This is a genomic window from Candidatus Solirubrobacter pratensis (genome assembly GCF_000425945.1).
GTDB classification, from domain to species: domain Bacteria; phylum Actinomycetota; class Thermoleophilia; order Solirubrobacterales; family Solirubrobacteraceae; genus Solirubrobacter; species Solirubrobacter pratensis.
Genome location: NZ_AUEK01000003.1, coordinates 70,315 through 89,302, shown reverse-complemented (window position 1 = coordinate 89,302; position 18,988 = coordinate 70,315). Strand labels below are relative to the sequence as shown.

The following is an 18,988-nucleotide window of genomic DNA, read 5'->3' as shown; positions in this document are numbered from 1 at the left end:
CGCCGCGCGGCCGAGGTCGCCGGCCGAGGCGGGCCGGCGCAACGGACCTAAGGGCGGACCAGCTCGGGCTCTGCCGCCGTCCGCCGGCGCACCCGGCGCCGCGGGCGGTTGACCTTGAGCTCCTGCGCGAGGAAGTAGGAGCCGATCACGAACGCCGCCGCCGCGACCTGGGCGCCGAGCGTCTCGAGGGTCGGGAAGACGCCGAACCAGAGTCCGCTCCAGTACGGCAGCGTGACGTCGACGGGCGTGATCGGGACCCAGCCCGTGCCCTGCATCGTCCGCACGGTCTGGCCCACCATCACGACCAGCACGAAGCCGATCAGCACGCCCGTGACGACGAGCATCTTCTTGTAGGGCAGCTTGCGCTGGAAGTAGAACGTGACTCCCGCGACGGCCAGCGTCATGGCGAGGCCGAGCCCGGCGCCCTCGAGCACGGTCGCGGTGCCGGCGCTCAGCTGCAGCGACTGCAGGAACAGCACGGTCTCGAAGCCCTCGCGGTAGACCGACGTCAGGCCCAGGACGAGCATCCCGAGCACCTGGCCGGAGAGGAAGCCGCTCGACCCGAGCCGCTCGAAGCGCTTGCGCCGGCGGTGGAACTTCCCGATCCACTCCGACCAGTAGACCTTGTGGAAGAACCAGTTCGTGATCAGCAGCAGGACGCCGATCGCGAGCAGTCCCACGACCGCCTCGAGCTTCTCCCCGTACTGCTCGAGCGAGCGCAGGATCGTCTGCGCCAGTACCCAGGTGAGCACGCTCACGAGCAGGCCGGCGAGCGCGCCGATGAAGACCGGTCGCCGCAGGCGCGCGCGCACCCCGACCATCGACGCGGTGATCGCGGCGAGGATCAGCACGCCTTCGAGGCCCTCGCGGAACACGATGATCGCCGAGTTGGTGACGACGGTCGCCTTGCCGGCGGAGTCACCCAGCGTCGCGGCGGCGTCGGCGAGCTTGCGGTCGAGCGCGAGCCGCGTCTCGCGGATCTCGCGCCGCGGCGCGCGGTTGGCGATCTGCGTCGCCAGCCCGTCCTGGCCGGCACCGCCGAACCAGATCAGCCCCTCGACGTCGAGCGCGAGGCCCTGGTCGAACGAGCGCAGCCGGCGCTCCGGGCCGAACTCGAAGAACGCGTAGGCCTCCAGGCGCGCCTGCTCGGCCTGGCGGTACCGGCCCGCGCCGGCGGCCGCCTCCAAGCGGTCGAGCGTGAGCGCGATCAGGTCGTAGTCGGACTCGTCGGTCTTCTTCGTCCACGCCGGGGGCATCGCGCCCTTCAGCGCCCGCTGGGTCCTCGCGGTCACCGCCTCGACCTGCGGATGCGGCGCGACGCCCTCCTCGGACTTCTGCGCGTGCTCGACCAGGGCGCCGAGCTGCGCCAGGGACGTCTCGGCGGCCTTCGTGCGGGCATCGTCGCGCTTGGCGAGCTGGTCGCGCAGGTCGCCGAGTGCCGCGACGGCGGCGGAGCGGAACGCGACCGCCTCCTGGATCTCGAAGTCGCGCGTCACGCGCGTGCCCTTCACGCCGCGGCCGTATTCGACCGGGACGAGCGCGAGGAACTGGAGCAGCTGCTGCGCGCGCCGCGCCGCCTCCTCGGGCGTGAACGGCGCAGCGGTGAAGCCCTCCAGCACGGCGGTCGCGCGATCGAGCGCGGTGGGGAGGCCGTCGCCCGCTTGGGGCAGCGCCGCGAAGGCGGCCGAGGCGGAGCGCTCCGCCGCCGCGCCGCGGTCCTCGCGGTAGCGGCGGGCGAGGATGGCGAAGTAGCCGTTCGCCTGCGCGCCCGCCTCGGCGCGGCGGACGGCGAGGCCCTGCTCGAGCCCGCGGCGGGCGTCGGCGAGCAGGTCGCGCAGCCGCGCCTGGTAGGCGTCGAGCAGGTCCTTGGCGACCGCTTGGCGGGCCGCGGCGGCGGAGAGCGTGCCGCGCGCGAGCTGATCGAGCGCCAGCGTCGCGCCGGCCCCGGGGCGCGTGAAGCGCGTCGCCGTGCGGTACTCGCGCAGCAGCAGCCAGCGGCGGGCGGTCGCCGCGTCGCCGGCGGCGGTCGCCGCCAGCGTCTTGTCGTAGGCGCCGTGGAACAGCGCCGCGCGGACCGCTCCGCGGGCGGCGGCGAGTCCCGGCTGGTCGCCGGTCCGGGCCGCGCGGGCGGCGGCGGCCAGCGCCGCCCGCACCGCGGCGCCGGAGGCGCCCATTCCGGCACGCAGCTCGCCCGCATAGGCGGCGCGCGCCCGCGCGACGTCCGCCGACGCCTCACGGGGGCCGGACAGCACGAGCTCGGTCTGGGCGTCGAAGAGCCGGTCGGCGACGCGGTCGGCCGACTGCCACGGCGTCGCCGCGCGCGCGGCCGCGGGCGCGGCGAGCAGTACGGCGACGGCGAGCAGGAGCGCGCGCATCAGTCTTCGAGCGCGATGCCGAGCCGGCCCGCGGCCTGCGAGACCTGGCCGGCGATCGCCTCGGCATTGCGCTGCGCCTCGGTGCCGAGCGTGTCGGCGTCTGACGCGTTGAACCGCTTGCCGTCCTGCTCCTCGCCGAAGAGCCGGGCGGCGAACGCGTGCAGGTCCTCGAGCGAGGTCTCCGTCTGGGCCGCCTGCGCCGCATCGGCCTTCGCGATGCTCGGCTCGATGTTCGAGTAGATCAGGACGATCCCGCCGAGGATGTCGCGGATGTCGGCGAGCCGGGAGGTCGCGACGAAGCCCTTCTCCTCGGCGTTCTCGCCCGCGACGAAGCGCGAGTTCTTCCACGCCCCGAAGTACTCCGACATCGTCGGCGTCATCACGACGACGGCCGTGAACGCGTCCTGCAGGCTCGGCTGCCACGTGCGCGCCGCGGCGTCGAGCTCGGCGGCGTTGTCCGCGAAGTCGCGCGCGGCGGCGACGAGGAAGTCGGCGTCCGGGAGCGCCTCCGGGAACGTGACCCTGCCATCGCCGTCGAGATCGGGCTCGACGCCCTTGGCGGTGAACCTCGGCTCGGTCCCGAACGCGCTCGTCTCGATCAGCGCGAAGAAGTTGCCGGGCTGCTCGAACTTCCTGCCCGCCGGCGTCTCGAGCGAGAACGGGACCGCGTTCCGGGGGTCGGACTTGTCGCCGCCCGCGTCGAGGATCACGTCGAAGTCGGCCAGCTCGGGCACGCCGGCGACGACGCCCTCCATCTCCTCGTAGGACGGGTTGGCCTTGACGTGGTCGTCCTGGACCCGCTTGACCGCGGCGGCGACCTGGGCGCGCTTGTCCTTCAGCAGCCCCGCGTAGTCGAACCCGGCGCCCTTCGCGAGCTCGTAGTAGGCCTCGGCGTCGGTCCGCAGCCGCGCCGTGTCGGCCTTCAGGCGCTCGGTGTGCTCGAGCAGATACGCCTTGATCGCCCCGAGGCCGGCCCCCTGGGCGGCGGGCGGGGTCCGCTTGCTGCTCGGCTCGTCGCTTCCGCCGCACGCGGTCAGGGCGAGGGCGGCGGCCGCCGCGGTGATCAGGACGCGCATGAAGACCTCTCTGGCTTAAGGAGACCGTGATGAGTGGAGTTAGGGTGCCCGAATTCATAGCACGACTCGCGTTAGGGCGCCCTAAGAATCACAGCGCCAGCAGCTCGGCCTCCCGCGCGGCGCTCATCGGCTTCGGACGGTGCTCGGCGCGCCACTCGGGGAGCTCCGGTCGCTCTCGCAGCCAGGCGGCGACGTCGGCGATCGTCTCCTGCACGGGACGCGTGCGCAGCCCGGCGGCCCGCGCGCGGTCGGTCCCGACCCGCCACGTCCCCTCGTAGCGCGCGGGCAGCCACAGCGGGAGCTCGGTCCACGGCTCGACGCCCGCGCGCTCGAGCGCCGCATCCTCGATCCAGCTCGGGCGCGCGTCCGAGCCGGTGGCCGCGCGGGCGAGCTGGAACACCTCGGCGAACGTCGTCTGCCCGATCGGCGCGGTGCCGTTGAACGCGCCCGCGACGGCGCCCTCGGCGAGGTCGAGCAGGAAGCTCGCGAGGTCGCGGGCGTCGATCAGCTGCAGCCCGCAGGAGGTGGGCGCGGGGACGTCGCCGCCGCGGGCGATCCGCTCGACCCACCACGGAAGCCGGAAGACGTTGTCGTGCGGGCCGACGATCAGCCCGGCGCGGACCGTCGCGAAGCGCCCGGGCCTCGCCGCCTCTGCCGCTCGCTCGCTCGCCGCCTTCTGCTGGCCGTAGTCGTCGCCCTGGAGCCACGTCGGCGAGTCCTCGTCGACCGGCACATCAGGCCACTCCGGGTAGACGTTGCAGCTGGACACGAAGACGTAGTGGCCGGCGTCGAGCCGCGCGGACGCGGCGACGTGCGCGCTCTCGTAGCCGGAGGTGTCGACGATCGCGTCCCATGCGCGGCCCTGGAGCGGGGTGAGGTCGGCGCGGTCGCCGCGCACGTGCTCGGCTTCGGGGAACAGGTCCGTGCCGTGCAGGCCGCGCGTGTAGAGCGTCAGCTCGTGCCCGCGGGCGAGCGCCTCGACGGCCGTGTGGCGGCCGAGGAAGATCGTGCCGCCGAGGATCAGGATCCGCATGAAGCGCAACCTAGCAGTTGCGCGTCGTGGACCGCTACGGTCCCGCCCGCCGGCGCTGACGGCTCCACCCCGCGGTCACGGCAGGCCGTGCTCGAGCGCGCCCTTCACGCTCGCGTCCAGCGCGTTGATCCGGTACAGCGCGAGCGCCTCGGGTGAGCCGAACCGCCGCCCCGGCGCGCTCTCGGGCCCGTGGTGCGTGAGGATGCAGTGCACGAGCGGCAGGCGGCGGTCCTCCGGCAGCGGGTGCTCGGCCAGCAGCTGGATCCCGAGCTGGACGTGCCCGACGAGCCGGCCGGCCTCGCTCAGGCCGATCTCGGCGCCGTAGGTGAACTCGCGCGTCTTGCCGATGTCATGAAGCAACGCCGCGCACAGCAGCAGGTCCGGATTCAGACGGGGGTGCAGCTGCTTGACCTCGAGCGCGAGCGTGCCGACCGCGACGGTGTGCTCGAGCAGCCCGCCGAGGTAGGCGTGGTGGCCGGCCCGCGTGCACGGCGCACGGCGCCACTCTGCGCGCAGCGCCTCGTCGGCCAGCAGGCGCTCCAACAGCCCGCGGTAGCCGGGATCGTGCACCTCGCGCGCCAAGTGCTCGAGGAAGCCCTCGAGCTCGTCGACGTCGCGGTAGGCGACGGGCAGGAACGCCGCCGGATCCGCCTGCTGGGCGCGCGCGATGGCGCGGACGTCGATCTGCAACTCGTCGCGGAAGCGCTCGACGCGGCCCACCACCCGCACGAGGTCGCCGCGCTCGAAGCGCCCCGCCAGGAGGTCCGCGTCGCGGAACGCGCGGCCGGGCATCGCGCCCGTGCGGTCGCGCAGCTCGAGCGCCAGATACGGCGTGCCGGAGCGCGCCTGCAGGCGGTCCTTGCGCGAGCAGGCGAAGACGGCGTCGACCTCGTCGCCGGCGCGCAGCGTGGCGATCGTCGGTGCACTCTCGGACACGCCGTCCAATATGGGGCACCGAGCGGACGCGGTACGGTGGAGGACATGCAGCCGCTCCGCTGGGATAGCCGTCCCGACGGGCTTCGCGCCCCGGCGCTCATCTGCGCCTTCAAGGGCTGGAACGACGCCGGTGAGTCCGCGACGTCCGCGCTCACCTTCGTGGCCGGCTCGCTGGGTGCGGAGCCGTTCGCGGTGATCGACCCGGAGGAGTTCGTCGACTTCCAGTCGACGCGGCCGATGGTGCGGCTGGTCGACGGCGTCTCGCGCATGATCGAGTGGCCGGAATTCGAGGTGCACGCCGCGCGCGTGCCGCGCGCCCCGCGCGACCTCGTCCTGCTGTCCGGCCCCGAGCCGGCGATGCGCTGGCGCACGTTCTCCCGCACGGTCGTCGACCTCGCGGAGGCGCTGGGCGTCCAGATGGTCGTCCTGCTCGGCGCGCTGCTCGCCGACGTGCCGCACTCGCGCCCGGTCTCCGTCACCGCGCACGCGACCGATCCCGCGCTCGTGCAGCGGCTCTCGCTGCAGGCCCCGACCTACGAGGGCCCGACGGGGATCATCGGCGTCCTGCACGCCGCCTGCGCCGACGCCGGGCTTCCGTCCGCCTCGCTGTGGGCGGCGGTGCCCCACTACGTCGCCGTCGCGCCGAACCCGAAGGGCGCGCTGGCGCTGCTGCGGCGGCTCGAGTCGCTCGTCGGCGTGACCGTCGACGCCACCGAGCTCGAGGACGCCGCGGGCGACTACGAGCGCCAGGTCTCCCGCGCCGTGGAGCTCGACCCCGACGTCCAGGCGTTCGTCGAGCGCCTCGAGCGCGCCGCCGACGAGGAGAACGCCCGGCCCGACCCGGGCTCACTGCCCTCGGGCGACGTGCTCGCGCGCGAGTTCCAGCGCTTCCTGCGACAAAGAGGCCAGGGATAGGGCCGATGGCCGTCGAGGGCGCGTCTCTGGGGGCGCCCCGACGTTACGTCTACCGCTCAGCGGCGGGGCAGGCGATCCGGTAGTCGCACATCGAGCACGCCGACCATGAGGGCGTCGGCTCGAAGCCCTGGCCGAGGATGCCGTCGGCGACCGTGAAGACGGTCTCGGTGATCCAGTCGCGGTCGTCGTCGGAGCGCTCGACGGGCACCTTCTCGTCGTCGAGCACGTAGTAGTAGGCCTGGCTGGCGGCGTCGAGCTGCCACGACTCGCGCGCGCCGACCGCGTACAGCGAGAGCTGGACGTCCTCGCGCAGCTGGGCGCGGCTCTTCGGGCGCCCGGTCTTGTAGTCGATCAGCTCGTAGCCGCCGTCTGGCAGCCGGTCGACGCGGTCCACGCGGCCGCGCAGCAGGTGCGGGCCCATCCGGAACGCGAAGCCCTTCTCGAACCAGACCGGCTCGCCGTCGTCCTCGCGGAAGCGGTCGTGGTACCTGACGAGCGCCTGCGTCGCCTTGGCGCGGAACTGGCGCTCCTCCTCGGAGTCGCCGAACCCGCCGCGCCGCCAGCCGGCCTCTAGGAGCCCGAGCAGCTCGGGAAGAGAGGTTTCGCCCTCCGGTCGTCGAGACCCCGCGCCCGCGGCATCTCCCTGATCGCCTCGCTGACCTCCGTGCGACGTCACACCCGCGTGGTACCGCTCCAGCACCTGGTGCACGAGGATCCCGAAGCGCTGGTTCATCGTCGGCTCGCTCGGGATCCTGAAGACGCGGGCGAACTTGTACTTCAGCGGGCACGTGCGGTAGGTCTCGATGTCGGTGGCCGACAGCACCAGGCCGTCCCCGCGCCGCGGCAGGAACGTCTCCAGCGACGGCTCGGTGCGCGCCGCGACCGCCTTCTGGCGCAGCCGCTCGTCGCGCTCGGCGTCGAGCAGGTAGTCGTCCAGCGCGGACGTCTCGAAGATCTCGCGCTGCTCGGACGTGGCGCTGGCCAGCAGCCGCGCGTTGACCTCCGGGAGCACGTCGGCGACCGACTGCTCGTTGCCGCGCGTGCGCTCCAGCAGGGCCGCGAGCTTGAGCAGCTCGAGGTAGCGCACGACCGCGTGCGAGACGTCGAGGTCGGTGTCGAAGCGCAGCTCGCCGAGCCGGCCGCCGACCTGCGAGACGGTCGTGAGCAGCTCGTCGCGCAGCAGCCGGAACGTCGACTGCAGCGTCTCGGCCGGCCCGAACAGCTCCTCCTCGCGCTCCTCCCACTCGCCGCCGACGGCGGCGCGCGCCTCCTCGGCGAACGGCGACGGCTGCTGCACCGCGCCGCGGTCGGTGCGCTCCGGGTAGGCGACCACGAGCCGGCGCCGCGCGCGGGTCATCGCGACGTGCAGCAGCCGTCGCATGTCGGCGGCGTGCGCGGCGCGCGACATCGGCGGCACGGTCTCCTTGATCAGCGCGTCCGGGATCGGCTCGAGCACCTGCCGCCGCGGCCCGGGCATCCGCGCCGACATCGCCCCGAGCACGTAGACGTGGTCGAACTCGTGTCCCTTGGCGTCGTGCATCGACATCACGCGCACGCCGCGCGCGCCCTCCGCGCGCTCGGCCTCGTCCTCGCGCAGGCCCGCGTCGGCGACGGCGGCGATCGAGGTCGCGAACTCGCGTGCCGTCGCCTGCGGCGCGCGGCGCACATAGGCGGCCGCCAGCTCGGCGAAGCGCGCCAGGTTGCGCAGCCGCTCGACGACCTCGGTCGAGGCCGCGAACAGCAGCTGGCGGCGCAGGCCCAGGCGCTCGACCAGCCGGTGGACGTAGAGGTCGGGCCGGGAGGAGTCCAGCGCCGCCGCGGCCGCGCGGTAGAGCTTCAGGAACGCGACGATGCGCTCGCGCGCCTCGGGCGGGATCTGCGGGGACTCCAGAGCCGCCGACAGCGCCGCGACCATGTCGAGCTTGCGCCGGCGCGCGATCTGCGTCACGCGCGCGAGGTCGATCGCCCGCAGCTCCACCGGCGGGCGCGCCAGCGCGCGCACGACCGCGCCCGCATCGCCCGGGTCGACCAGCAGCCGCAGCCACGCCAGCAGGTCGCGCACCTCGGCGCGCTGGAAGAACGCCGCGGCGCCCGACAGGTGGTACGGCACGGCGCGCTCCTCGAACGCCACCGCGACCGCCTGTCCCTCGGCCCGCACCGAGTGCACGAGCACGCAGACGTCCTCCGGCGCGACGTCCTGGCGCGCGATCAGCCGCTCCACGTCGGTCGCGACCGCCTGGGCCTGGGCGCGGTCGGACGCACAGCGCCAGAACGCGACCTCGCCCGCCGGAGCGCCGTCGAGCGGCTCCAGCTCCTTCTCCAGCCGGTCCTCGATCGGCTCGACGACGGCGCGGGCGGCGGTCAGCACGCGCGCGCCGGAGCGCAGGGAGATCCCCAGCCGCACGACCGTCGCCAGCGGCCACTCGGCGCGGAAGTCGCGCACGTTCTTGGTCGCCGCGCCGCGGAAGCGGTGGATCGTCTGGTCGTCGTCGGCGAACGCGCTGATGCCGCCGTGCTCGCTGACCAGCAACCGCAGCAGCAGCCCCTGGGCGAAGCTCGTGTCCTGCAGCTCGTCCACGAGCACGTGCCGGTAGCGCCGCGCCAGCCGGGCGCGCACGTGCGGCTTCTCGCGCAGCAGCCGGAACGCGTGCAGCACGAGGTCGCCGGTGTCGAGCGCGCCCGCCTCCTCGAGCAGCGCGTCGTGGCGCGCGTAGAGCGCCGCGAACTCGCGCTCGCGCGCGCCGCGGGCGTCCTCCGGCAGCGTCCCGGCCCACGCGGCGTAGTCGGCGGCGGAGATCAGCTCGTCCTTGAGGCGGTCGATCCGCAGGACGATCGCTCCGAGCGTCGCGCTCGGATTCCCGCGCAGGTCGTGATGGCGCAGCGGGAGCGAGTCGATGTGCTCGAGCAGCATCGCCAGCCGGTCGGCGGCCGCGACCGGCGTCGCGAACGGATCGATCCCGGCCTCCAGCGCCTCGTCGCGCAGCAGCCGCGCGCAGAGGCCGCTGAACGTCGTCACCGACAGCTCCTCGTAGGGCCCCGCGAGCCGGTCCTCGACGCGCTCGCGCAGCGCGTCGGCGCCACCTTCGTACGTGAGCGCGAGCACGGGCTCCGGCCCGCCCGGCGCCGCGAGGTGCGCGAAGCGCTCCACCAGCGCGGTGGTCTTCCCGGTGCCCGCGCCGCCGAGGACGAGCAACGGGCCGCCGGCGTGCTCGACGGCCTCGCGCTGCGCGGAGGTCAGCACAACAGGCACCTCCATAAGATAAGCCGCGCATGGCCGCCGCTTCAGACCCCGACGCCGCCGACTGGCTCGGGGCCTGCCGCCGGTCGGTCACCGCGATCCGGGGGATGCTCGGCGACCGCCCGACGATCGCCGAGCGCGTGCGCGAGACCGGGACGCGCGGCGAGGGCGGCGATCGCACGCTGCTGATCGACGAGGCGGCCGAAGACGTCGTGTTCGCCGAGCTGGACGCGCTCTACGCCGGCGGCGCGCGCTTCACGGCCGTCAGCGAGGAGCGCGGGGTGGTCGACTTCGGCTCGACCGACGTGCAGGTGATCATCGATCCGATCGACGGCTCGACCAACGCCAAGCGCGGGCTGCCGCACTACGCGCTGTCGGTCGCGGTGGCGCACGGCGGCACGATGGCCGACGTCGTGTTCGGCTTCGTGCAGGACTTCGGGCCGCGCGAGGAGTGGGTCGCGTGGCGCGGGCGCGGCGCGCAGCTGGACGGAATCCGGCTCGATCCCTCGCTCGGCGAGCGGCGCACGCGCGACGGCAAGCTCGAGGTGATCGGCGTGGAGTCCGCCGATCCGCGCTGGGTGATGCGCTCGGCCGACGCGATGGCCGAGACGGCGCACCGGATGCGCGCGATCGGCGCGATCGCGGTCTCCCTCTGCCAGGTCGCGGCCGCCCGCTTCGACGCGATGGCCTCGCTGCGGCGCTGCCGCGCCGTCGACGCCGCCGCGGCGCAGCTGATCGTGCGCGAGGCCGGTGGCCTGGTGTCGTTCATCGCCTACGACGACCCGCTCGCGGCGCCGCTGGACCTCGAGCCGCATTCGCCGGTGATCGCCGCCCGCACCGAGGAAGGGCTCGTGGCCGCGGCGACGCTGCCTTTATGGCCCGAGTAGGGGTCCTGCCATCCTTGAAGGGTGATCGATTGGAACCTGGCCGGCACGGTCGCCCGCGGCATCGCGGGGCTGCAGCCGGCGGGCGATCCTGAGCCCTTCCAGGCCGTCGAAGCGCCGGCCGCGGAGAGCGAGCGGCTCGTCTCGGAGTACACCGGACTGACCGCGGCGGACCCCGTCCCCGCGCCTGAGGCGCTCCACCGCCAAGGGTGGATCGACGCCAACTTGAAGTCGCTCGAGACCGTGCTGGAGCCGGCCGCGCAGCGGCTCTCCGGCGGGCTCGGGCCGCTCGGGGTCGTCGCCGGCGGCCTGCTGGCGATCGAGGCGGGCGCGGTCTCGGGCTTCCTGGCGGGCCGCGTGCTCGGGCAATACGACTTCCCGGTGCTCGACCCCGAGGCGCCGGCGCGGCTGCTGTTCGTCGCGCCGAACCTCGCCCAGGCCGCCAACGCGCTCGACGCCGACAACGAGCAGCTGCTGCGCTGGGTCGCGCTGCACGAGACCACGCACGCGCTGCAGTTCGGGGGCGTGCCCTGGCTGCGTCCCTATCTCGCCGAGACGGTCACCGAGCTGCTCGGTGCGCTGCAGGTGGATCCGCGCGCGCTCCTGCGCCTGCCCGACATCTCCGACCTGCGGCGCCTGTTCGAGCAGGCGCGCGAGGACGGCCTGGCGACGATCGTCGTCGGCCCGCAGCGGCGCGCGCTGCTCGATCGCGTCCAGGCGTTCATGGCCGTGCTGGAGGGGTACGCCGAGCATGTGATGGACGCTGTCGGCGAGCAGATCCTCGACGACCTGCCGGCGCTGCGGACGGCGCTGGTGCGCCGCCGGCGCGACCGGTCGGGGCTGCTGAAGGTGCTCGAGCGGCTGATCGGGATGGACCTCAAGATGCGTCAGTACGAGCAGGGCAAGGCGTTCTGCGACGGCGTCGTCGCGCGGGTGGGGATCGAGGGCCTCAACCGCGTCTGGGAGAGCCCCGAGTCGATGCCCACGATGCCGGAGCTGGACGACCCCGCGGCGTGGCTCGCACGGGTCGAGCCGAAGCGCCTCAAGAAGTCCGCCTGATTCGAACCTGCGTTCGGAATGTCACAAAGTCGCGGGGATCTTTACCGCGTGTTCACGAGGTTTTCCGCGATGGCGTGCTACAAAGTCTGCAGCCCGCTGTAACGAAGTCCAGGCTCGGGTTTACGTACATATGTTCGATGGGTACGGTCCGTCGGACGAGCCGAAGACTCTCCATAGGGGGCGAACCACATGGCCGAGACCACCACCACCACCACCACCCGGAGCAAGCCCGCCGCCCGTCGTACGACGGCGCGCAAGCCGGCGAGCACCAAGGCCGCCGCCAAGAAGACGGCCGCTCGTCGCGCCCGGACGACAGCGCAGCGCCAGACCCGCAGTGCCGCCGCCGCGAACGCCAACGCCGCCCGCGCGACCGCGCGCGAGGGCAGGTCGCTCGCCGAGCGCGCCGCGCTCGTGTACGTCGGCGCCACGCTCGAGGCGCGCGACCGCGTCCTCGACGTCGCCTCGACGCTGGTCGACAACTACGGCACCCGCAAGGCCGCCGAGCGCCGCCTGAAGCAGCTCGAGGGCCGCTTCGAGCGCCGCGGCACGACCGCGCGCAACCAGCTGGAGCGCGACGTCAAGAAGGCGCGCACCCGCATGGAGCGCGTCGTCCGCCGTCAGCGCAACGCCGCGCAGCGCCAGGTGACGAGCGTCGAGCGTGACGCGTCGCGCCGCCGCAACGTCGTGACCGAGCAGCTGACCGGCGTGTCCGGCCGCGTCGAGACCGTCGTCCAGACGGGCGTTGCGGCGGCCGAGCGAGTGGGCAGCATCGCGAAGGAGCGCGTCACCGCGCTGGCGTAAGCCACAACGGACTTCCCCCGCGCGCCGGCCGGAGAGGCGGCGCACCGCGGGTAGGCCTGCCGACCTCATATCCCGTCGGCGGGGCCTGTCAGCCCTCATACCTGGCCGGCAGGCGCAGCACCCTCTCCTCCCTCAACCGTCGCCGTGCCCCTCGGGGCGCGGCGTCGGTGCTTAAGGGCCCCCGCGGCGCGCGATTGAGGGTCTCCCCACGGGCAGATACGGGGTGCCCCGCATTGCGCCCGGGCTCAGCGAGCCCTCATAATCTGCGATGCGACATGGACGTAGGGCCCACCGGCACGTGCGGACCGCATCACTGGCGGCGTGCGCGTGGCCAGACCCCCACGCGCAGGCTCGCGGTCGGCGTGCCGGTGGGAACCTGCTTCACAATCTCGTGATGACTCCGCGTCGCGCGCTGCGCCCCGCGCTGTTCTGGCGGGTCGCGATCGGCAACGCCGCCGTGCTCGCCGCCGCCTGCATCATCACCGCGCTGATCTTCTCCCCGCGCGTCTCGAACGTCGCGGTCCGCGAGCTGGCGATCTTCGCCGGCGGGCTGCTGCTGATGCTCGCGTTGAACCTGCTCCTCCTGCGCCGCGCCTTCGCCCCGCTGCGCCAGCTGACCGCGTTAGCGCGCCGGATCGACCCGCTGAGCCCCGGGCCGCGCCTGCGCGTCGGCGGCGGCGCGTCCGAGGCCGCCGAGCTCGCCGACGCCTTCAACGAGATGCTGGACCGCCTGGAGGCCGAGCGGCGCGACAGCGTCGGCCGCGCGCTCGCCGCGCAGGAGGGGGAGCGGCTGCGCGTGGCCCAGGAGCTGCACGACGGCGTGGGACAGACCCTCACGGGCGTCGTGCTGCAGCTGGGGCGCGCGGCCCGCCACGTGCCGGCGGATGCGCGCGACGGCGTCCTCGAGGCGCAGGAGACCGCGCGCGAGAGCCTCGAGGAGGTGCGCCGGATCGCCCGCCGGCTGCGCCCGGAGGCGCTCGACGACCTGGGGCTCGCGAGCGCCCTGCGCGTGCTCGGCGAGCGCTTCGCCGAGCAGTCCGGCCTCGTCGTCGACGTGCACGTCCAGCCGGGACTCGAGTTCGACGAGCAGGCGGAGCTCGTGATCTACCGGGTCGCCCAGGAGGCGCTGACGAACGTCGCCCGCCACGCCGGGGGCGCCCGCGCGCAGGTGCGGCTCGCGCGGCGGGCGCTCGAGATCGACGACGACGGCGGCGGGCGCGGCGGCGGCGAGGAGGGCGGCGGAATCCGCGGCATGCGCGAGCGCGCGGTGCTGATCGGGGCGACGCTCCGGCTCGACCAGAGCCCGTTGGGAGGAACCCGCGTCACCCTGGAGCTGCCATGACCCGCATCCTGCTCGCCGACGACCACGCCGTGGTCCGCCGCGGGCTGCGCCTCGTGCTCGAAGGCGAGCCCGACCTGGAGGTCGTCGCCGAGGCGGGCGACGGCGCAGAGGCCGTCCGGCTCGGGCTGCGCGACGACGTCGAGCTCGCGGTGCTCGACGTCTCGATGCCGCGCATGACCGGCCTGCAGGCCGCGCGCGAGCTGACCAGCCGGCGCGGCGACCTGCGCGTGCTGATCCTCTCGATGCACGACAACGAGCAGTACCTGTTCGAGGCGTTGCGGGCGGGCGCCTCGGGCTACGTGCTCAAGAGCGTCGCCGACCGCGACCTCGTGGAGGCCTGCCGGGCGACGATGCGCGGCGAGCCGTTCCTCTACCCCGGCGCGGTGCGCGCCCTGATGCGGGACTTCGTCGAGCGCGCCCGGCGGGGCGAGTCGCCGCCGGACGACCCGCTGACCCCGCGCGAGACCGAGATCGTGAAGCTGGTCGCCGAGTCGCGGACGACGCGCGAGATCGCCGCCGAGCTGGTGCTCAGCGAGAAGACCGTCGAGCGCCATCGCACGAACATCCTCGCCAAGCTCGGGATGCGCGACCGCGTCGAGCTCGTCCGCTACGCGATCCGGCGCGGGCTCGTGGAGCCCTAGGAGCCCGTTGAACTTTCCCCGCCGCGCGATGCGGCACGCCCGCGGCGCCGGATTGGCCGGGCCCGTGCCCAGGAAGACGCACCGGTATGCCTAGGCACGGGCCCGGCATCCGGCATCCACGGGCGCACCACCTCGCATCGACGGTTCAAAGTCCAACAGGCTCCTAGGGGTCCGCATCGGCGCCAGATGCGGGCCGCCCCGGATGGTGCGGCGCGCCACGAGCCGCGAGGATCCGGGCATGGACCTCGTGCTCGTCGACGACCATCCCGCCGTTCGCGCCGGCCTCCGCGGCCTGCTCGAGGATGAGGAGGACCTCCGCATCGTCGCCACCGCGGCGACCGCGCGCGAGGGCTTGGAGGCGATCGCCGACCTGTGCCCCGCGCTCGCTCTGCTCGACCACCACCTGCCCGACGACGACGGACTCTCGCTGTGCCTGCGAACCCGGGCGCTGGAGGTGCCGCCGCGCGTGGTCCTCTACTCGGCGTTCGCCGACGACGCGATGGCCGTGCGCGCGGCGATCGCGGGAGCGAGCGCGGTTGTCGCGAAGGCGACCGCGCCGCGCAGCCTGGTGTCGGTGCTGAGACAGGCCGGCGCCGGCCGCGCGCGGCTCGAGCTCGATCCGCGGGGGCTGCGCGACGCCGGCCGCGCGCTCGACCCGGATGACCTCCCCGTGCTGGGGATGCTGGCCCACGGCGTGGAGGAGGGGGAGGTCGCCGCCACGCTCGGGCTGGAGCCGGAGTGGTTGCGGGCGCGGCGCTGGGCGATGCTGAGCAGACTCGCGGAGCGCCGGAGCGCGGCGGTGTTCGCGTGAGCGGCCTGCGACAATGACCGCATGCCCACGAGAGATCAGATCCTCGAGGCGCTGAAGGTCGTCATCGATCCGGAGCTGCACCGCAACATCGTGGAGCTCGGGATGGTCCGCTCCATCGACATCTCCGAGCTGGGAGTCGTGGACGTCACGGTCTCCCTGACGACCCCCGGCTGCCCGATCAAAGGCCACTTCCAGACCGGCGTGAGCAGCGCCGTCCGCGGCGTCGAAGGCGTCACGGGAGTCAACATCGGCTTCGACGTGCTGTCGGCGCAGGAGAAGGAAGGGCTCAAGAAGACGCTCGGCCGCCCGACCGGCCTGCCCGAGGGCGCGCTCGCCCAGGTCAAGAACATCGTCTGCATCGGCTCGGGCAAGGGCGGCGTGGGCAAGTCCTCGCTGACCGTCAACATGGCCGCCGCGCTGCAGGCGGAGGGCAAGAAGGTCGGCGTGCTCGACGCCGACGTCTGGGGCTACTCGATCCCGCGCATGCTGAGCCTCGGCGGGCAGCGCCCGCAGGTCTCGGCCGAGCGCAAGATCCTCCCGCTGGAGTCGCACGGCCTGAAGGTGATCTCGATCGGCTTCTTCCTCAAGGAGGACGAGGCGGTCGTGTGGCGCGGCCCGATGCTGCACAAGGCGCTCACGCAGTTCCTCGAGGACGTCGCGTGGGGCGACCTGGACTACCTGCTGATCGACCTGCCGCCCGGCACCGGCGACGTCTCGATGACGCTCGCGCAGCTGCTGCCGCAGGCGACGTTCCTGATCGTCACGACCCCGCAGGACACCGCGCAGAAGGTCGCGCGGCGCTCGGCGCAGATGGCCGACAAGGTCAATCTGGAGATCTGCGGCGTGATCGAGAACATGTCCGGCTTCACGACGCCCGACGGCCAGCGCTACCCGATCTTCGGCGAGGGCGGCGGCCGGCGCCTCGCCGACGAGCTCGAGGTGCCGCTGCTCGCCCAGGTGCCGCTCACGATGCCGCTGCGCGCGCAGGCCGACGCCGGCGTGCCGCTCGTGGCGGTCGACCCCGACGACGCCGCCGCGCAGGCGATCGGCCACGCCGCGCGCGGCCTGATCGCGCTCGAGAAGCCGGCGCCGTTCGAGCTGCCCGTGCTCGACGTGGTCCCGGCCGGGCCGCCGAAGCCGGCCGGCATGTCGCTCCCGATGGCCTAGCCGCTCACGCGGTACGGCGCCGTGCCGTGCGGCGGCACGTCGGCGGCGATCTCACCCGAGATCGCCGTCCAGCGCCGCCGCCGGCGCCGCCTGGATCAGCGACGCGATCGTGCAGGCGAGTGCGAGGGCCTTAGCGACCCGCGTAGTAGTCCGCGTTGCGCTGCGCGTAGCTCGCCCACTCCTCCGGGAGCTGGTCCTCGGCGAAGCACGCGTCGACCGGGCACGCCTCGACGCAGGCGTCGCAGTCGATGCACTCCTCGGGATCGATGTACAGCATCTCGACCTTGTCGTAGTCGGGCTCGTCGGGAGTCGGGTGGATGCAGTCGACGGGGCAGACCTCGACGCAGGAGTTGTCCTTGGTTCCGATGCAGGGCTCGGCAATGACGTAAGCCATGTCGGGAATCGTGACATAGGCTGCGGGGCGTCGTGCTCTTGCTGACCGGGGCGAGCGGATTGCTGGGCGAGGCGGTGCTGCGGCGCCTGCTCGCGCGCGGCGTGCCCGTGCGTTGCCTGGTGCGCGATCCGCGGCGGCTGGGGAGCCATCGCGTGCGCGTCCAGCTCGCGATCGGCGACCTCGCGGATCCGGCCGGCTGGCGCAACGCGCTGCGCGGCGTCGACACCGTCGTGCACCTCGCCGGCGGAGCGCGCGACCAGCCGCGGGCGACGGTCGAGGAGCTCAACGGCCTCGCGGCCTGGCGGCTGCTGCGCGCCGCTGAGCGCGTCGGCGCGCGCCACTTCCTCTGGCTGACGCCGCTCGGCGCCGCGCCCACGCACCCGATGCGGCTGCACCGCGCGAAGGCGCTCGCGGGCGCCGCCGTGGCGGCCGCGCCGATCCCGACGACCACGGTCGCCCACTCGCTGCTCTACTCGCCGGGCGACCGGCACCTGCGCTGGCTCGAGCGGCTCGGGCTGCTGCCGGCGGTGCCGCTCGTGGGCCGCGGCGGCGCGCGGACGCAGCCGCTGTGGGCCGAGGACGCCGCCGACTGCGTGCTCGCGCTGCTCGACGCGCCGCCGGACGGGCACGCCCGGGTCGAGCTCGCCGGGCCGGAGATCGTCACGCAGCGCGAGTTCGTCCGCCTCGTCCTGCGCGCGGCGGGCCGCCGCCGGCGCACCGTGCCCGTCCCGCTGGCGGCCCTGCGCGCCGGCCTGCGCGGTGAGGAGGCGCTCGCCGGCCCGACCGCGCTCGTGACCTGGGACGAGGCGCAGCTGCTGTCGGTCGACATGCTGTCCGCCCGCGGGACGGCGGATGCCGAGGCGCTCGGCGTCCGGCCTCGCCGCCTCGCCGCGGTGCTCGGGAGCGGCTAGAGATCCGGCCGCTGGTGCACCCACGGGTGCGCGGCCTCGATCTGGGCGGCGACCTGGAGCAGCGTGTCCTCGCCCAGCGGCTTGCCGACGATCTGCACGCTGGTCGGCAGCCCGTCGGGCCCGAAGCCGACGGGGAGGCTGACGGCCGGCTGGCCCGTGACGTTGAACAGCGAGGTGAACGGCGTGAAGCGGCCCGAGCGGGCCAGGTCCTCCAGCGGGCGCTCGCCCATCCCCGTGCACTCGCCGAGCTTCAGCGGGCGCTCCGCGAGCGCCGGCGTCACGAGCACGTCGTAGTCGGCGAAGAACGCCACGATGCCGCGCGCGAGCGCCTGCAGCTGGGCCACGGCGCCCAGGTAGCCGATCGACGACGTGGCCTTGGCGCGCTCGTAGACCGCGCGCGACAGCGGCTCGATGTCGTCCTCCTCCGGCTCGCGCCCGTTGAGCAGCACACCGTGATTGACGCCGAGCGCGACCGCCGGGCAGAACGCCTGCAGGAAGATCTCGAGCACGGACGGGTCGGGGTACGCCGGCGCCGCCTCGACCACCTCGTGGCCGAGCGCGGCGAGCAGCTCGGCGGCGAAGCGCAGCCCGCGCAGGCTCTCCGGATCGACGTCGACGCCGAGCGGGTTGGCGGCGGTGACGGCGACGCGCAGCCGCCCCGGGTCGCGGCGCATCGCGAGCGCGTAGGGCTCGATCGGGCGCGGCGCCCACGTCGCGTCGCCGACCTCGTAGCCGCCGAGCACGTCGAGCGCGAGCGCCGTGTCGGTCACGGTGCGGGTCAGCACGCCGTCGGATGGCAACCACGAGTCGCCGAGGTCGGGCCCGCGCGAGACGCGTCCGCGGCTCGCCTTCAGCCCGACGAGCCCGGTACAGGCCGCGGGCGTGCGCAGGGAGCCGCCGCCGTCGTTGCCGTGCGCGAGCGCCAGCATCCCGCTCGCCACCGCGGCCGCCGCGCCGCCGGAGGAGCCGCCCGGCGTGCGCTCGAGGTCCCACGGGTTGCGCGTGGCGCCCGTGTGGCGCGGCTCGCAGGTCGGCAGGATCCCGAATTCCGGCAGGTTCGTCGTGCCGACGACGACGAAGCCCGCCGCGCGCAGCCGGCGCACCAGGTAGGCCGAGTGGCTCGGGCGGTGCCCGGCGAGGAACTTCGAGGCGAAGTTCATGCACATCCCCGCCACGGGCACGTTGCCCTTGATGGCGATCGGCACGCCGGCGAACGGCTGCGCGTCGCCGGGCCGGAGCCCCGCGACCGCCTCGAGCGCGCGCTCGGCGTCGAGCTCGATGAACGCATTCAGCTTCGGATCGAGTGCTTCGATGCGCCGCAGCGCCGCTTCCACGAGCTCGCCCGGGGAAGCGGCGCCGGTGCGCACCAGCGCGGCCTGCTCGGCGGCGGAGGTGAACGCCCAGT

At 74.1% G+C, this 18,988-nt stretch carries 16 protein-coding genes; 9 read left to right on the top strand and 7 right to left on the bottom strand.

Annotated elements, in window-relative coordinates; genetic code table 11:
• Window positions 1-47: 47 nt before the first annotated feature.
• From H958_RS33890 to H958_RS0100430, 4 genes are all read right to left on the bottom strand, one after another.
• A complete protein-coding gene (locus tag H958_RS33890) occupies window positions 48-2,375 on the bottom strand; it encodes an FTR1 family iron permease (RefSeq protein WP_037408766.1) in 2,328 nt (775 codons plus the stop codon).
• Window positions 2,375-3,451 (bottom strand): hypothetical protein, encoded by a 1,077-nt coding sequence (locus H958_RS0100440; protein WP_028057218.1) that lies wholly within the window; start codon window positions 3,449-3,451, stop codon window positions 2,375-2,377. The genes H958_RS33890 and H958_RS0100440 overlap by 1 nt, the downstream gene beginning before the upstream one ends.
• An 88-nt stretch (window positions 3,452-3,539) precedes the next feature.
• Window positions 3,540-4,484, bottom strand: a complete 945-nt coding sequence (locus tag H958_RS0100435; protein WP_028057217.1) for an NAD-dependent epimerase/dehydratase family protein — start codon at window positions 4,482-4,484, stop codon at window positions 3,540-3,542.
• A 75-nt stretch (window positions 4,485-4,559) separates the two neighbouring features.
• Window positions 4,560-5,420 carry a 3'-5' exoribonuclease YhaM family protein gene (locus tag H958_RS0100430; protein ID WP_037408914.1) on the bottom strand — a complete coding sequence of 287 codons (861 nt, stop codon included), beginning with the start codon at window positions 5,418-5,420 and terminating at the stop codon, window positions 4,560-4,562.
• A 45-nt stretch (window positions 5,421-5,465) separates the two neighbouring features.
• Between H958_RS0100430 and H958_RS0100425 the strand changes: the two genes are divergently transcribed.
• Window positions 5,466-6,335, top strand: a complete 870-nt coding sequence (locus H958_RS0100425) for a PAC2 family protein (RefSeq protein ID WP_037408911.1) — start codon at window positions 5,466-5,468, stop codon at window positions 6,333-6,335.
• Between the two features lie 49 nt (window positions 6,336-6,384).
• Here the strand turns inward: H958_RS0100425 and H958_RS0100420 are convergent, their stop codons facing one another.
• On the bottom strand, window positions 6,385-9,585 hold the full coding sequence (locus H958_RS0100420; protein WP_196807138.1) for an ATP-dependent helicase: 3,201 nt from the start codon (window positions 9,583-9,585) through the stop codon (window positions 6,385-6,387).
• A 20-nt stretch (window positions 9,586-9,605) separates the two neighbouring features.
• Between H958_RS0100420 and H958_RS0100415 the strand changes: the two genes are divergently transcribed.
• From H958_RS0100415 to H958_RS0100385, 7 genes are all read left to right on the top strand, one after another.
• Window positions 9,606-10,460 (top strand): inositol monophosphatase family protein, encoded by an 855-nt coding sequence (locus H958_RS0100415; protein ID WP_028057214.1) that lies wholly within the window; start codon window positions 9,606-9,608, stop codon window positions 10,458-10,460.
• Between the two features lie 21 nt (window positions 10,461-10,481).
• Window positions 10,482-11,516: a zinc-dependent metalloprotease gene (locus H958_RS0100410; RefSeq protein ID WP_028057213.1), complete on the top strand. Its 1,035-nt coding sequence runs from the start codon at window positions 10,482-10,484 to the stop codon at window positions 11,514-11,516.
• A gap of 189 nt (window positions 11,517-11,705) precedes the next feature.
• Window positions 11,706-12,317, top strand: a complete 612-nt coding sequence (locus H958_RS0100405; protein WP_028057212.1) for a hypothetical protein — start codon at window positions 11,706-11,708, stop codon at window positions 12,315-12,317.
• 394 nt (window positions 12,318-12,711) lie between these two features.
• Window positions 12,712-13,659, top strand: coding sequence for a HAMP domain-containing sensor histidine kinase (locus H958_RS0100400; protein WP_037408765.1), 948 nt, complete (start codon window positions 12,712-12,714; stop codon window positions 13,657-13,659).
• Window positions 13,656-14,300, top strand: coding sequence for a response regulator transcription factor (locus tag H958_RS0100395; RefSeq protein ID WP_028057210.1), 645 nt, complete (start codon window positions 13,656-13,658; stop codon window positions 14,298-14,300). The genes H958_RS0100400 and H958_RS0100395 overlap by 4 nt, the downstream gene beginning before the upstream one ends.
• 238 nt (window positions 14,301-14,538) lie before the next feature.
• The gene (locus H958_RS42470; RefSeq protein WP_196807137.1) at window positions 14,539-15,111 is read left to right on the top strand and encodes a response regulator; all 573 of its coding nucleotides are present in this window, start codon (window positions 14,539-14,541) and stop codon (window positions 15,109-15,111) included.
• 21 nt (window positions 15,112-15,132) lie between these two features.
• A complete protein-coding gene (locus H958_RS0100385) occupies window positions 15,133-16,278 on the top strand; it encodes an Mrp/NBP35 family ATP-binding protein (RefSeq protein WP_028057209.1) in 1,146 nt (381 codons plus the stop codon).
• A 130-nt stretch (window positions 16,279-16,408) separates the two neighbouring features.
• Here H958_RS0100385 and H958_RS0100380 read toward each other — a convergent pair whose 3' ends face one another.
• Window positions 16,409-16,672 carry a 4Fe-4S dicluster domain-containing protein gene (locus H958_RS0100380; protein WP_028057208.1) on the bottom strand — a complete coding sequence of 88 codons (264 nt, stop codon included), beginning with the start codon at window positions 16,670-16,672 and terminating at the stop codon, window positions 16,409-16,411.
• 32 nt (window positions 16,673-16,704) lie between these two features.
• Between H958_RS0100380 and H958_RS0100375 the strand changes: the two genes are divergently transcribed.
• Window positions 16,705-17,583, top strand: coding sequence for an NAD(P)H-binding protein (locus H958_RS0100375; protein WP_028057207.1), 879 nt, complete (start codon window positions 16,705-16,707; stop codon window positions 17,581-17,583).
• Here H958_RS0100375 and H958_RS0100370 read toward each other — a convergent pair.
• On the bottom strand, window positions 17,580-18,950 hold the full coding sequence (locus H958_RS0100370; protein ID WP_231379143.1) for an amidase: 1,371 nt from the start codon (window positions 18,948-18,950) through the stop codon (window positions 17,580-17,582). The two genes, H958_RS0100375 and H958_RS0100370, sit on opposite strands and share 4 nt — an antisense overlap.
• Window positions 18,951-18,988 lie beyond the last annotated feature (38 nt).